This is a genomic window from Neobacillus sp. DY30 (genome assembly GCF_030123065.1).
Taxonomy (GTDB): domain Bacteria; phylum Bacillota; class Bacilli; order Bacillales; family Cytobacillaceae; genus Neobacillus.
Map to the genome: position 1 here is coordinate 3760093 of NZ_CP126093.1, position 14849 is coordinate 3774941.

A 14849-nucleotide genomic window follows, 5' to 3' on the forward strand; every position below is an offset into this window, starting at 1 on the left:
TCAAAATGGTATTTACTATATTTAAAATTAGCCAAAGCCCCTCTCGATTGAGAAGGGCTTTATAAATAAATCTCTTATTATTGTTGAGGAGCAGAAGGGGTTGAAATACTTTGTAATGCTTGCTCTGCCTCGTTTGCATATTGATTTTGTACGGCTAAATCACCTAAAGCAACCATTCCTACTATTTGTCCATTTTCGGTTACCGGTAATCGGCGAATTTGCTGCTGTGCCATCAAATCTGCTGCTTGATGGACATCCATATCAGGTGTACCTTGTACAATCTTCTGTGCTGTCATGACTTCAGATACAGGTGTTTGTGGATTTTCACCCTGTGCTGTCGTTCGAAGGGTAATATCTCGATCCGTTACAATTCCAACTATTTCTCTGTTGTTATTTACGACTGGGATTGCACCGATATTATATTCGCTCATTAACGCGGCAGCTTCCTGTACCGTCTGTGTTTCGTTAACTGTAACAACATTTGAAGTCATGATTTCCCTTAATTGTGCCATGAAAATACCTCCAATTATATTTATCCTTTATAGGATAGGGAATATTGGCGATATTATTAATGGTAAATTTTATTAATTTTGTACATTACAATATTTCTTTAAACGCTGTAATGACACTATCAATTTCTTCCTTTGTTGTATATCTGCCTAAACTAAATCGAATTGCACCCATTCCAATCTCTTTGGGTACCTTCATTTCCTTTAATACCGGTGATAATTCAATACTTCCAGCATGACAGGCTGACCCCGTAGAAGCAGCAAGCTGCGGGATTTTATCTAATAAATCCTGCCCAATCCTTCTCACAAAACTAACATTTAGGGTATTCGGTAATCGTTCCTCAGGATGTCCATTTAGCACAACCTGATCACCAAACTGATCTTTTAATTGGTTCCAAAAATAAGCGGTCAAATCTTTAAGCTTATTTGTACTTAACTGATTTCCTGCGATTTCACATGCCTTCCCTAATCCGACCGCCAATAAGGTATTTTCTGTTCCTGCCCGTAGTCCATGTTCATGTCCCGCACCATGAATCAGTGGTTCAAGCTCCACACCATCGCGCATAAACAACGCTCCAATACCTTTTGGTGCATACAGTTTATGACCAGCAATGGTCAGCATATCCACTTTCAACTCATTCACATTGACTGGAACTTTCCCAACTGATTGTGAAGCATCCGTATGAAAAGCAATTCCATGCCTTTCGGCTATCTTCCCAATTTCATTAATAGGCTGTAAGGTGCCGGTTTCATTATTGGAATGCATGATGGTAATTAAGATAGTATCTTTTGTAATGGCCTTTTCAATTTCTTCAGGTGAAACTCTCCCGAATTGATCCACAGCAACATACGTTACCCGCGCTCCGATTTTTTCTAGGAACTTACAAGGATTTATGATTGCTGGGTGTTCAATTTTTGAGGTAATAATGTGGTTCCCTTTATGTACTTGTTTAAAATAAAAGCCTTTTAGTGCAAGGTTATTGGCTTCACTCCCACCGGAGGTAAATATAATTTCTGCAGGAGAACAGTTTATAAGTTGTCCAACTTGTTCTCTCGCTTTATGTAATAATGACTTCACAGGTTTTCCGGCCCAATGCAGTGCTGAAGGATTGCCATAGTAATCATTTAAAAGTGGATGCATTGAATCAACCACTTCAGGTGCCAATGGTGTGCTTGCATTGTAATCTAAATAAATTTTTTGCATTCGAACATCCATTCCTTCCGTTAATAAGACTTACATCTAGTTATATCTTATTCTACTAAAAAAATGGTTTGATCGTTCTAAATTTGATTTTAAATAAACAGGTCCATTTACAGCTTGTACAGAGTACCTTCTGAAATGGACTCTTATTTTCACGGTTTTGGCAGACTCTTTTGTAAAACACCTAAGTTTACATAATTAAATTATGATTTAACGGTGTATCTTATGATTTTCCAGCTGTGATATCGTTATACGGCAGTATTAGCTTTTTCACTCTATCATAATTCATTGAACTTATTTCACGCATTAATCTTGGAATCGCTTTTTCAGGATAGCCATAATCTCGAAGCAGCTTTTCCATTTTTTTATTTTCTTCCATTATAGTTCCTCCTAAATCTTTTTCATGGTTCAACGTAGCTTCACTTTTACTATTCCCTTATTGATGAAAGAGTTAAATGGAAAAATTTTATCTGAGGTATATCGACTGAATAGTCTAGCCATAATTACATAACCTATTTCTGTTTAGGAGGTGAATGATCATGGCAAATAACCAGAATGATAAAGGCCTCGCTGAAGGCATTAAAGAAACAGCAGGTGCTGCTTTCCATGCACTTCATAGTGCATTAGAAACAACTGAAAACGTAGCTATGAACGCTGTTGACGCTACTAAAAATGCTGCCAATAACTTAACTGGTAACAGAAACGAAAAGGGTCAGCGCAATCACAATTAAAAAATTAAAAAATCCCTTTGGTTTAAGGGATTTTTTCTTTGGTTTCTTTTATATTATTTTGCGATTTTGTAATTTTTATGATTAACAATCGTAATCAGAGGTTCATCTTTATCCTTTGACATACCGTATTGTACCATAACAGAATTTTCCCTTACTCCCGTGACTACACCTTCTAAAGAATTTCCATCGCGTTTAAAGGAAATCTTATCGCCAACTTTTGCATTAGCCATTCTATCACCTCGTCAATATAATTTCCAAAGATTACTGATTAAATACTTGTGTTCTACCCCAAGATGCTGGTTAAAAAATCGAAAAAAACGGAAGAACGATGATAACAAGGGTTAGAAAGAACACGGCTGCTGCACTTATTTTTTGTTTTTCCTTCCACAAGCTGATACCAAATCCGAAGGTATATATCGTAATAATAACAAGAGCAACGTTAATAAATAATTGCAACCTACTATCCCCCCAACTTTTTAGCCTTTTTAGTTCGATTTCCATAATCAACAATGGTAATATCCACTTTTACTCGGATGTCTGCACGAGGGTAGGCTTTTGCCCAATTGAATTTTTTGTATTCCTGAATGGTTCTGAAGTATTTTTTTGAATAGATCGGCAGAGGGTATGGAATTCCTTTGAATTTGGTCTGTGTCTTCTTTAAAAGGTCTTCATTCACCTTTTCTAGATGGGCAGCAATGGATTTTTTTATGATTTGTTGGTTTTTTTCTTTTGCAAAGTTCACCATACTTGGATTAGACATAATTTCTATTTGTAATGGGATGGAAATGAAAATCTTAGGTGTGATCCCCTTCAAATTCATCTTCACTTTATTGTTTTCCGTTTTCATGATTCTTGCTGCAAATTGTTTCTTTTTTTCTGAAAAAGGATCAGGAATATTCACTAATATATCTTTAATATTCGTTGTATCATCTAGAATATTGATCGTACGGGTTTCTTGACCAGTTAGAGTATCAAACATAACCCCATTCTTAAAAACTGCTGACCCGATAAATTGTGTATCATCAAGCTCTCCCGTTGCATTCAGTTCACCTGCTGTGTACTCATCTTCCCTTTTGATCTCAGGGTTTTTTTGCCTTTTAGCAGTGGTATACATGGCCAAGAAGAGGTCACTTCCTCTTTCCGTCGTTTGGAAATAACGGAATAGGTTAGAATCGGGAATAAGCCCATTTTCGATTCCGTGATCGATCATAAATTGAAAGTATTTATGCGGTCTCGTTTCCATTTTCGGTTTATTATGCAAAAAATACTGCGAGGCCTTTTCTTTCGAAACAGCGATATAACTATTTAGCCGGATTTCTTTATCTTTTAATACTTCGGAAAAAGTATTAGGAAAAATAGAATCTCTTGCAAATTCTTCAGAAACAATAAATATCCTTAATAGCTCGTAACTTATATTTCGTGAAATAACGGCATTGGCAGTAGCTTTGGCTGCGATGAAATCGTTCGCGTCAAATGTGATAATTTCTCGCGGTTTTTCTGTTGAACCTCCGCCGCCTTGCATGCTGCCCACTTCAGGGTTGGCAAGTAACATGGTGACTTTAATTTTATCTTTTTCTTCAGAGCGATCCAGTCCTAATCCGATGACATAGGATTTATCCTCTAGTTCTTCACGATCCCAACAGCCAGTTAATATGAAAACCATGACGAAAAACAAGCATAATCTACATACTGTTTTTGTTTTTTGCATGTTTAAATTCTCCCTTTATTAAAGCAACTAGCCATACAATTGTTGAGATGACGGCGAACATAGGGCCTGCTGTACTCACGACTATTGGTTTAAATACAAGGCTGACATCAATGGGTGCTTCAGGAAGCATGCCAATCATCAAAAAAATCGTCGCCAGTGATGGAATTAAGTATTCAAAGTCGTTAATCTTGAATAGATGACCAAACATAAGGGCATTTATGTATAAAAACGCGGTAAAACGAATAAATGCCGCCATAATCCAAATGATGAAAAAAATGATTTCGACGTTTGGAATGTATTGACCTAGTGAAATAAAACGAATAACGGTATGAAAAGGGTAGGCAACTCCCCCTAAGCTTTCATCAAACATGCAGATATACGTAAGAAGTGATAAACTAATTTGGATGCAGACATAAATATAGGCAAACCAAGTACCTTTTTTAAATGCTTTGTTTGATGTGAGATACGGTATAACCATGGTCAAGAGAAAAAAATCAGCAAAGAGCGTTAATCTTTGTGAGCCTTCCTTCACAAGTGCAAGCGGTCCAGGACCCCAAATGGGAAACATTGAATCTATATTGGCGTGCTGAGTACCCAGCAATAAGGCAAGATATAGAGAAAGTACGGCATAGAACACGATGAGATAAGACACCGACCCGATATGTTGAAGTCCTTTCTTGGCGCCATATCCACAAATAAACATTAAAATGGCATAGATGATGATAGTAGGTGTTGTTGTAAAGTAAAAGGACCGAATGATGTTCGAATACGTTCTGGTATCAAACGAAACTGCAAATGAGCTGATGATAAAGATAACAAGACAAACCAAAAAACCAAGGTATTTCCCAAGTATTAATTTAATAACAGAAAACAAATCTTTGTCTCCATACAATGCCATCGTTTTCATTAACAAATAAAGAGGGATAAAAAAGATTCCGGCTGATATGAACGGAATCATCCATGCTGCATTTTGTACATTACTGTACAGTCGGTCCGGCGTATCCTCAGTAGCTTTCGACCCTACCATTAATACTGCGATGGAAACAAATTCACGAACCCCAATTTTTCCAGTCTGCTGTTTCATATCGTTTTATCCCTTTCTTTGTTTAACCATATCCTTTGGTTTTAAATAACCTGGCCGAAACTTTTCCTTTATTGGAATATGACGGATCAGCAGGTCTTTTGATGAGAAGGAATGCGGTGTCATCGGTGCAAAATAAGGTGTGCCAAATGATTTCAAGGATACTAAATAGAAGAGTCCTCCAATAAATAAAGCGGTGACTCCATATATGCCGATAAATCCCGCTGTAAAAATAAATAAAAAACGGGTAATCCGAATGGCGAAATTCATACTTATATCAATAATAATAAAAGAACTTAACCCGCTTAAGGCAATAACGATAATGACGATTGGACTTATGATATTTGCTTGTACAGCAGCCTGACCTAAGATCAAGGCACCAACAATCCCAATTGTAGGACCAATCGGAGTTGGCACCCGTAATCCAGCTTCACGAATCAGCTCAAATGCAAGTTCCATCATCAGCACTTCAATAATAGATGGAAAAGGTACCCTTTCCCTAGTTCCTGCAATGGCCATCAATAAATCCGGAGGAATCATCCCGACATGAAAGTTCGTAATCGCTAGATAGATTGGAGAGGTAAAACACGCAACAAATAGAGCCAAGAACCGTAATATTCTGATGAAATTTCCGTAGGGTGTTCGCAAGTAATGATCTTCCGGTGAATGAAACATCGCCCAAAAGGTAGCAGGCAGGATTAAACAGGCGGGCGAATTTTCCATTAGTAAAACAATATGACCTTCTTCGATAAAAGCAGCCGCGCGGTCAGGCCGTTCTGTATATACAATAGTTGGAAATAAGGATCTTGGACGTTCCTCGAGCAATTGCTCTAATATACTTAAATCAATAGTACTATCAATTTCGAATGATTCTAGCCTTTTCTTTACATTTTGAAGCAGCTCTTTATTTACGAGATCATTTTGATAAACAAGAAATACGGTATTCCTGGAACGTTTTGAAACTGACTGGGTTTTAACGAGAAGATTTTCATTTTTAATTTTTTTCCGGATTAAGGCAATATTATCGATCACCTTTTCATTAAAAGCTTCTTTTGCTCCTTTTACGATGACTTCATTTTCAGACTTCTCAATCGAACGGCCGCGTATTTTAGTGGTTTCAAATAAATAGCAAACGGGGTCTCCATCAACAAAAAGTGACGTGACACCTGCTGCAATGAATTCCGTGATGTCCCCAATATTGGTTGAAGTTTTTTCTATTGGGTAGGAAACGATATCTTGGATTTTTGTTGAAGGGTGCTCGCTATCAATTAAGGGACCCTCAATACCCTCCATAATGTTTTTTGCATCTGCCATTGTACTGATAAAAAGGATGAATGCCTTTCGATTGAGTTGTTGAATCGTAAACTCACGTAATTTGACATCTGCATTATCCGGTATGGTAAAAATCGACTTAAATGTCTCTAAGTTTTTCTCAATATCAGTACTTATATCTTGTTTTTTTAGTTCAATTTCCGCGGCATTGGTTTCTTCCTTAAATTCAGGTTCAGTGTTGAGACTTTTCTTCAACAACTTAGTCATCCTTTTCCTCACAATAAACCCCTCCCAGTTTTTATATCGTTTTCCATCTAAAGGAGTTTTATGTATGAATTGGTCTAAAGAAGATTAAATGAAATTTTTTATTTCGAAATACGAAAAAGATGGTACAATACAAGATATTAATATGTTGAATTAGGGGATTGCAAATGAAAAAGAAATGGGTAATCTACGCAATGCTATTTATCGCAACGGCTACATGGGGAAGTGCATTTATTGCCGGAAAAATTGCCGTTCGAAGCTTTGAGCCAGCAACTGTTGCATTTTTGCGGTTTTTAGGGGCAGCTGTCCTTCTGTTTCCGCTCATGTGGACCATGGAGAAAAATCGAAAGAAACCAACGCTTAAGGATTATGGACTATTTGCAGTTCTCGGGTTAACTGGTATTGCCCTCTATAATATTTGCTTTTTTATTGCCACCAAACAGGCACCAGTTATTAAGAGTTCCCTATTTATCGCCTCAAACCCTGTATTAATAGTCCTATTATCTGGAGTATTCTTAAAAGAAAAAATCACAAAGAACCATATCATTGGCATGGTGATTGCTTTATCAGGGGCAGCCATTATCATTACCGATGGACATTTCCTTACCTTGATCCAACTAGGCTTCCAGACCATTGACTTTGTTTTACTTGGCGCCGTTATCAGCTGGGCATTGTACAGTGTGGTAGGTAAAGTGGTTTTGAAAAAATATAGTGCTGTTGAATCTACCACGTACGCGGTTGCGTTTGGTACGGTTTTCTTAGCACCTTTTTCTTTTGTTGAAACTTCATGGCAGGATATTACCCAGGCCGACTTCTCAACCTGGGTGGCGATTGCACATATGAGTATATTTGTAACCGTTGTTTCTTTTATAATGTATTATTACGGGATTAAAGAGGTTGGTGCAGCCAAAGCCTCAATTTTTATTAATGTCATGCCGGTATCTGCAGTATTGATGGCTACTATCTATTTAGGAGAAACCTTCACATGGGCTCACGGAATTGGGGCCGCCTTTGTATTGACCGGAGTTTATATTGGAACGAATACGAAGTTATTTAATAGGAAAATACCTGCAGTAAACGCAGCGGATTTTCGGTGATGAAAAATGCTCTAGGGGAGTCTGAAAAATCTGATTCCCTCTAGAGCGATTTTTTTATAAACAATGAAAATTCCCCTTTTACTCATTGTTCATCAAGGCTAATTTTTCCATTTCAATGACCCTTCTTAAGTAGTCATATTCTGATTTTTCGAGGATGTCTATTTCTCGATTGGTTGCCAGAAGAATTTGGTCTCTGCACTTTGCGACTCGTTGAATCATCGGATGGATCGTTAAACTTGATAGATTCACAAAGTCGTATAAATCATTTAAACAAACGGGCAGCTTATAGCCTTTATTGCTGGAGGCAATTAATAACCCCTGGTCGCGCAGTTTCGAAACTATATTGGACCGAAAATAATGCTGCTTGATCTTATTAATCCTAATGGCATTAAGGTTATCAAGGATTTCTTCCGTATACACATACTCATCTGGATTTTCTTTTAAATTGAATAACAGAAACTTTAATAAATCAATCCGTACTCTTTCATCCTCTTCTTCACTTTTCCGGTATTTCTCAATGTATTGATATGCCAAATTTACAGCTTGTTTAATGATAATTTGATCAGTTTGTAAGTCCGTTTTTTCAAAATGATAGTCGTAAAGGTAGTGCTTGTAATCATACGGCCAAAGATTAATCGTGATGATTTTATTTTTTAAAAGTCTATAAAACGATGGATACTGATTAGAAGAATGTTTTGCGTCATAACCTTTTGCAATCGTCTCAGCAATAAACTCTGACAATTCAAGAAGAATATCGGATTCGCTGTTGTTAAAACCAAAGGTTGAATAATTAAATAAATCTGGTATGCACCTCTGTTTTACGTAGGCGGTAAATTCCTGCATAAATCCCTTGGATTCATTAGCGTCTACAACAAGATCGAGTGTTTCAAAGGTACGATATAAATCATCAAAGACCATTCGATTGAAAAATTTAATAAATGTCTTTTCATATGTAACGCCGCTGTCTTCCCTAATTTTCCGCTTATCAATGACATAAGCATACACCTTATAAGGTAAATCCTTTAAATCTTGTAAGATTTCCATTCGAAGACTATCGTGTATTTCCTCTTTTTGAAGGTGTTTTTGTTTAATTCTTTCAACTTCCTGCTCAAGGAATTCTTTATCAGAACCTTTTACTAAAATAGAAACGATTATAAAGTGGGTCGAAGTCTCAAGCTGATCAAAATCGAATCCATAATGGCCAAATTCATTTATAAAAGCATATTGGATATCATTCAATTTTTATCCCACCTCACCAATGGAAAAACTTACTATACTTATTTCAACAAAAAGTCCTTTAAACCTTTTAAATATGATAATTTCCTTGTAAAATCCTTCGGGACTTTCGCACCTATTGGAGATGCTATACAAAAATCACAGGTCTAGATTTCATTAGATGAGTAAACTTTTGATTATTTTTATAAATTATTAGGGATTGTGTTCAATATGTGATATACTGTGTCTACCATTTGCTTTACGTTTTACGTTTTTCGTTTTTCGATTATCTGCCCTGCTCTATTACTGAGCAGGGTTTTTTTGTTTAAAGTATGGTTTTATTAGAGATCCTGGCATGAGTGATTTTTTTCGTTACCCTTACCCCTGCTTTTCCTAGTCAACGGGCACGAATAGTACCTGTTCATTACCGCCAACTCCACTTTTCCTCGTTCACGGGCACGAATAGCTTTTAATGGCAGCCATCATCCAATGCCACACTCCCCCTACAACAACAAAAAAAGACTCTCAAAAGAGAGTCTTTTATATATGTCGGTTCAATTATGCTTTACGAACGTTAGTAGCTTGAGGTCCACGTTGACCTTGTTCTACTTCAAAAGTTACTGCTTGACCTTCGTCTAAAGTTTTGAAACCTTCGCTTTGGATAGCTGAGAAGTGTACGAATACATCGTCTCCTGCTTCTCTTTCGATGAATCCGAAACCTTTTTCTGCATTAAACCATTTTACTTTACCTTGTTCCATTTGTTGTTTCCTCCTCGTGTGCTGTGCACACATTGTGTTACTATCCTTGCTCAGTTCTTTAGACGTAAAGTTTGAAAACTTTTTAATCCAACTGACAAACAAAAATAATTCTTCCTAACTATAACAGAGATATCCAATTAAAGCAAATCAATTACCAAAGTTTTTTCTACACGGTTTCAACTATCTTTTTTAACATCGTCCCCTTGAGCGCAAAATCGGTATGCCAGGGGAAGACTTTTTCCAATACTCTTCAATTGGATTCTCCTCCATCCCCTAGTTTTTTAAGATAATAATTTACAAGCTCCTGATATTCCTGCACCTCAAGCCTGCCCTTCTCAGTAATATCATATGTACCTCGCTTGATCCTTTCGAACCATCCATAATAGTTATTGATTAAGATGGAGGGAATTTTATCACCGGCCCCCTTTTCCTTTAATGCTTTGGGGGATAATGGTCCCAATTTATCTAAGATACATGCAATTTGGATGCAATTTTCTTTGTAAGCAGTCATGATTTTCGTCCTGCTGCTTCCCCCTACATTGAAATCGGCACTGCGTCCGCTAATTTCTTTCAAGATGGCTTCTCTCTTCATCTTGTTCCGACCGGTTGCTATTTTACGAATGTATGGAGTTGGATGGATTAAAATATCTGCTTTCGAACGGTTGCCTGGAAAGGAAACAACAATTAATCCAAGCTCCAGCCTTTTAATTAGATGGCATTTATCAGCCCATTGCCTAGAATTCAACCTGCCTTTGGGTCTAGGAATGGCAATGTATACTTGATCCGTTAACTTTTGCCGTTTGGCTGCCTGAATAAGAAGATCCACACTTAAAGTGAGTTTTAATTCAACGATAACAAGCTCATTCTCTTTCACTGCGACGATATCGCAGTCCTTCACTTCACCATAGACCTGATAGCCTTCTTGCGAAAAATATCTCTGAATCGGTTTATATAAATCTACCTCTTGCAGTTTTTTCTTTTCTGTCATATGTAACTCCTAAAAACATTTTCTCCTATTTATCTTACCATGAAAATGGTCTGAGGTTTATCGAATGGCTGGCCAAGTTCTAACTAACAATTTTTTACAAAGACTGTATATTTGAAATAGCCTATTCTATCAGAATTATGTTACTATTATTTTTGTCAAAATATATAGAGAACTTGAAAGAGTAACATGGGGGTCTAACATGAATAAAAAATTAGCAACGAAGCTTTATTGGATTGTACCTGGGGTCATTATTATTTTAGGAATACTTCTATTATTCTATGAAAACTTTTCCGATGTGACGGAACCGCCTTCAGATGATTGGAGCAGGGCGTTGACTATTGGAGAAACAGAGTTGAAAAAACTGCCACCTATCAAGGTCAAGGAAAATGGAGATTTTATATTCACAAGATTTGAAGGTGAGAAATTAGCCACAACTACTTTGAACAAGGATTTCACTGTAAAGGATGAACGAACCTACAATATACCAGTAAATAAATGGACACAAGTTTTTCAACAAGAAAATACGATTATCTATTTTGATTTTAAAAATATTTATGATCAAAACAAGAATATGATCGTTTCTGATGTGAAGAAGTTCTATCCTTTGGAAACTACCATTTTATATGTAAAAGATCATGTGCTTTATCAACTATCACCAGAAACCAAGAAATCTGAAAAAGTGATGGATATCGATTTAGATAAGCTGAATATCACCCCGCAAGAGAATGAAGATGGAGTAAATATACTATCTTACACATCCGATCCTACTGGAGTCGATATTAAACTGCACCAATATAAAAATGGAAAAATGAATAACGTGTATCAATCAAGAATAAAAGTTGATCCAGGAAAAGTTGTTAATGATATTTCATTCGCATTGGATGATCAAAATTTAGCCCTGCTACTTCAGGAAGAGCTTCAATCCACTCAAGGCGGGAATCCGGAGTTTTTTAACTATTTTATGCTAACGAGTTTATCAAGTCCAAACAAACAAAGTTTAAAAGAGTTAACCTTTGATGATCCAGCGGGAAATAGCAGCTTGAAGGAAGTTTCAGATGTGGTTCTTACGTTTCGTAATGATAAACCAACAATTCTGTTTCACGCAAACGGGCGAACACAAACCCAATTCAATGATAAAACCACCTTAAATATCTATTCTGCAGAAATATCCGAAAGTGGCACCACTAATACAGGGCGCCTCAGTAATACAGCTGAAATATCAGCGAACCCGCAATGGATTAATGAAGAAACGATTGCTTGGGTGGATTTAGACGGTGATAGTCATAAAATTAAACTATCATCTGCTGACAAAAAAACCGTCAATTCATTAATTGAGTATACTCAAAATGATTGGCTGCAGGCACTAGGTAAAACGTTTGGGATGATCACCTCATCATTTTTCGGAATAGCCTTTGCAGTAATATGGTTTATTTGGCCGCTGCTTTTTGTTGTGTTTATGTATATTTTTAGAAATCGAATTGCTGATCGTGATCCAGTTTGGTATTTTTATACAGGAATTGGTCTTTACGCTATAGCGGCAATTATTTGGAAAGATCGTTTTTTTGTCGATAACATTTATGCTAACGCACCGGAGTATCTAACCTTTACCGGTAGTTCATACCTTTACATGATTTTATTTGCCATCCTCGCTTTTTGGTTAACACTTCATACGAAAAAAGCAAATGAATGGGCCGGTACGGCAAGAATTAGCTATTTTATTGGACTTCACATCCTACTATTAACGGTATTCTTTGGTCCTTATATCATTTAATAGAATATCCCCATTTCTTTCAGACTAGAAATGGGGATATTTATATCCTTATAGAATTTTAATTGTTTTCATTTTTTCATCCAGGAGTAGAAAGACCTTCCTTAAATCCTCCTTAGGAATCTGAGAGTACAAATCACCTATGCTCACTTCGTAGTAACTAGTTGTTTGGGTAACTTCGCGTACATAACTGGTTAACCCTATGCCAGTTTCTTCGTAAATGGCTGCTAAAATTACTTCCATCTCCTCTTTAGGAGCTTCAAAATGGACATGAAACATATTAGAGACTGGTTCCAATGGCTTCGTTGAAACACCATGACATTGATTAAAGCATCGAGCAAATTCTTTTGCTTCCTGATAGTATTGACTCATTTTTCCCACTCGTTGTTCAAAATAATAATCAGCGCTTAGGATGTAAGGATAAAGACTGATTAAATCGCCTCCATGGCGCCTTTTCCAAATTTTTGATTCTACCGTAAAGGTTTTATCCCCAGCGAGTATCGCCCCTGCAATCCCGCCAATCCCTTTGTAAAAAGAAACATATACACTATCAAAAAGAGAGCAAATTTCTGCTGCGGATTTTTGATAATACTGTAATATTTCAAACAGTCTTGCGCCATCTAAATGTAATTTAATACCCTTTTGCTTGCAGTATGCTGAAATATCTTCCAATGTTTTGTAGTCAGGCAGCTGACCTCCAATTTCCCTTTGCGGCAGCTCGATTAATAAACAACTGATTTCCTCATCTAAGCCCATCACATCTTCCAACTCAATAACTCTCTCTTTATCAGCTAATAAAATTGTCTGAATATGGTGCAATTTCTTTAATCCGTCTTCTTCGTGAATTTCTAAATGACTTAATGGATGGTAAGCTACTTTTTTAATTCCTTTCTGGTCACACCAAATTCTCAGGGCTATTTGCTGTGCCATCGTACCACTTGGGAAAAATACTGAAGACTCCTTACCAAGGTACTTTGCCATTTTCTCTTGGAAATCATCGATGACTTTTCCCTTTCCGTACATCTCGCTTTCCAACTCTTCATCAATTTCCATGAGTGCATCTTTAAGCACCTGAACATTTCTCGGACCATGACCAGTCGCCTTATATTTTGCATTTTTATACGCTTCTCCTAAAATATTTATCTCTGACATTACAGTTCTCCCTTCAAGACTACAATCTACATTCACTTAATGGTATTTTATACTAAAAAAGACATCATCTACTAGATGACGTCCAAAAATTCTTATATCCTATTCATTGAACAGTTTCTCTTACAAAATCAACTTCAAATCCTAAATCGTTAAGCATTTTGTGATCTGCTGTCGTTTCTTGGCCTGAAGTGGTTAAGTAATCTCCTACAAAAATAGAATTTGCTGCATATAACCCAAGCGGCTGCAAACTTCCCAGGTTAACTTCTCGTCCACCTGAAATTCTAATTTCTTTTGATGGATTTACATACCTCATAAGAGCCAGGACCTTTAAGCAGTACCTAGGATTCAACTCCTTCGTACCTTCAAGCGGAGTACCATCAATCGCATGAAGGAAATTAACGGGAATAGAATCGGCATCTAATACTCTTAGACTCATTGCCACGTTCACAACGTCTTCCTTCGTTTCCTTCATGCCGACGATTACTCCTGAACAAGGAGAAATCCCTGCTTCTTTTATTAACTCAACAGTATTCACTCGATCCTGGTAAGAGTGTGATGTCGTAATGGAGTCATGGTGGTTTTCCGAGGTGTTAAGGTTATGATTGTAGCGATCGACGCCAGCTTCTTTCAGCTTGGCCGCTTGTTCTGGTTTTAAGATTCCAAGGCAGGCACAAATCTTCAATTGATATTTGTCCTTTATTTCTTTTACTGCCGAAACAACTTGGTCTACTTCATGATTACTAGGACCACGACCGCTCGCTACGATGCAATATGTACCAGCGTGAAGCTGGAAGGCTTGTTCTGCTCCTTTAAGGATGGTATCTTTATCTACCATTCTATATTTTTCAATCGGTGCATTCGAAATACTAGATTGCGAACAATAGCCACAATTTTCAGGACAAAGACCTGATTTTGTGTTAATTAACATATTAAGCTTAACATTATTTCTATAGTAATGATGGCGAATAACATAAGCTCCATGCAGCAATTCTAGTAATTCCATATCGGAAGAATTTAGAATCTCTAATGCTTCCTCTTTTGAAATAACATACCCATCTAGCACCTCTAACGCTAATTTCTTCCACTTACTCATCCAATCCCTCC

The 14849-nt window shown here is 36.9% G+C and carries 16 protein-coding genes; 3 read left to right on the top strand and 13 right to left on the bottom strand.

The genetic code is table 11. From position 1 onward, the window contains the following. Window positions 1-77 precede the first annotated feature (77 nt). From QNH29_RS18210 to QNH29_RS18220, 3 genes are all read right to left on the bottom strand, one after another. On the bottom strand, window positions 78-512 hold the full coding sequence (locus tag QNH29_RS18210; protein WP_283860786.1) for a CBS domain-containing protein: 435 nt from the start codon (window positions 510-512) through the stop codon (window positions 78-80). Between the two features lie 85 nt (window positions 513-597). Beyond that, window positions 598-1713 carry a cysteine desulfurase family protein gene (locus QNH29_RS18215; protein ID WP_283860787.1) on the bottom strand — a complete coding sequence of 372 codons (1116 nt, stop codon included), beginning with the start codon at window positions 1711-1713 and terminating at the stop codon, window positions 598-600. 220 nt (window positions 1714-1933) lie between these two features. Then, on the bottom strand, window positions 1934-2089 hold the full coding sequence (locus QNH29_RS18220) for a hypothetical protein (protein ID WP_283860788.1): 156 nt from the start codon (window positions 2087-2089) through the stop codon (window positions 1934-1936). Window positions 2090-2249: 160 nt separating this feature from the next. On the opposite strand from QNH29_RS18220, the gene QNH29_RS18225 reads away from it, so the two are divergent. Beyond that, window positions 2250-2441, top strand: a complete 192-nt coding sequence (locus tag QNH29_RS18225; protein ID WP_283860789.1) for a hypothetical protein — start codon at window positions 2250-2252, stop codon at window positions 2439-2441. Between the two features lie 53 nt (window positions 2442-2494). Here the strand turns inward: QNH29_RS18225 and QNH29_RS18230 are convergent, their stop codons facing one another. The 5 genes from QNH29_RS18230 to QNH29_RS18250 form a co-directional block, all read right to left on the bottom strand. Beyond that, window positions 2495-2671, bottom strand: coding sequence for a DUF2187 family protein (locus QNH29_RS18230; RefSeq protein ID WP_283860790.1), 177 nt, complete (start codon window positions 2669-2671; stop codon window positions 2495-2497). Window positions 2672-2741: 70 nt separating this feature from the next. Continuing rightward, the gene (locus QNH29_RS18235) at window positions 2742-2897 is read right to left on the bottom strand and encodes a hypothetical protein (protein WP_283860791.1); all 156 of its coding nucleotides are present in this window, start codon (window positions 2895-2897) and stop codon (window positions 2742-2744) included. Between the two features lie 4 nt (window positions 2898-2901). Further along, window positions 2902-4149 carry a Ger(x)C family spore germination protein gene (locus QNH29_RS18240; RefSeq protein WP_283860792.1) on the bottom strand — a complete coding sequence of 416 codons (1248 nt, stop codon included), beginning with the start codon at window positions 4147-4149 and terminating at the stop codon, window positions 2902-2904. Next, window positions 4124-5233, bottom strand: a complete 1110-nt coding sequence (locus QNH29_RS18245; RefSeq protein WP_283860793.1) for a GerAB/ArcD/ProY family transporter — start codon at window positions 5231-5233, stop codon at window positions 4124-4126. Before QNH29_RS18245 ends, QNH29_RS18240 begins: the two co-directional genes overlap by 26 nt. A gap of 6 nt (window positions 5234-5239) precedes the next feature. Then, window positions 5240-6769: a spore germination protein gene (locus QNH29_RS18250; RefSeq protein WP_283860794.1), complete on the bottom strand. Its 1530-nt coding sequence runs from the start codon at window positions 6767-6769 to the stop codon at window positions 5240-5242. A gap of 164 nt (window positions 6770-6933) precedes the next feature. Between QNH29_RS18250 and QNH29_RS18255 the strand changes: the two genes are divergently transcribed. After that, a complete protein-coding gene (locus QNH29_RS18255) occupies window positions 6934-7863 on the top strand; it encodes a DMT family transporter (protein ID WP_283860795.1) in 930 nt (309 codons plus the stop codon). Between the two features lie 78 nt (window positions 7864-7941). Here the strand turns inward: QNH29_RS18255 and QNH29_RS18260 are convergent, their stop codons facing one another. The 3 genes from QNH29_RS18260 to QNH29_RS18270 all read right to left on the bottom strand — a co-directional run bounded on the left by QNH29_RS18260 (window position 7942) and on the right by QNH29_RS18270 (window position 10825). Further along, window positions 7942-9102, bottom strand: a complete 1161-nt coding sequence (locus QNH29_RS18260) for a hypothetical protein (protein ID WP_283860796.1) — start codon at window positions 9100-9102, stop codon at window positions 7942-7944. Window positions 9103-9636: 534 nt separating this feature from the next. Then, the gene (locus tag QNH29_RS18265) at window positions 9637-9837 is read right to left on the bottom strand and encodes a cold-shock protein (protein ID WP_026568674.1); all 201 of its coding nucleotides are present in this window, start codon (window positions 9835-9837) and stop codon (window positions 9637-9639) included. A gap of 250 nt (window positions 9838-10087) precedes the next feature. Then, on the bottom strand, window positions 10088-10825 hold the full coding sequence (locus QNH29_RS18270) for a DUF2161 domain-containing phosphodiesterase (RefSeq protein WP_283860797.1): 738 nt from the start codon (window positions 10823-10825) through the stop codon (window positions 10088-10090). Window positions 10826-11024: 199 nt separating this feature from the next. On the opposite strand from QNH29_RS18270, the gene QNH29_RS18275 reads away from it, so the two are divergent. After that, entirely contained in the window at window positions 11025-12596 is a 1572-nt protein-coding gene (locus QNH29_RS18275) for a hypothetical protein (protein ID WP_283860798.1), read from the top strand. Window positions 12597-12644: 48 nt separating this feature from the next. On the opposite strand, the gene QNH29_RS18280 is transcribed toward QNH29_RS18275, so the two are convergent. Then, window positions 12645-13745, bottom strand: coding sequence for a threonine aldolase family protein (locus QNH29_RS18280; protein ID WP_283860799.1), 1101 nt, complete (start codon window positions 13743-13745; stop codon window positions 12645-12647). 103 nt (window positions 13746-13848) lie between these two features. Next, window positions 13849-14838, bottom strand: a complete 990-nt coding sequence (bioB, locus tag QNH29_RS18285; protein WP_283860800.1) for a biotin synthase BioB — start codon at window positions 14836-14838, stop codon at window positions 13849-13851. Window positions 14839-14849: the final 11 nt, after the last annotated feature.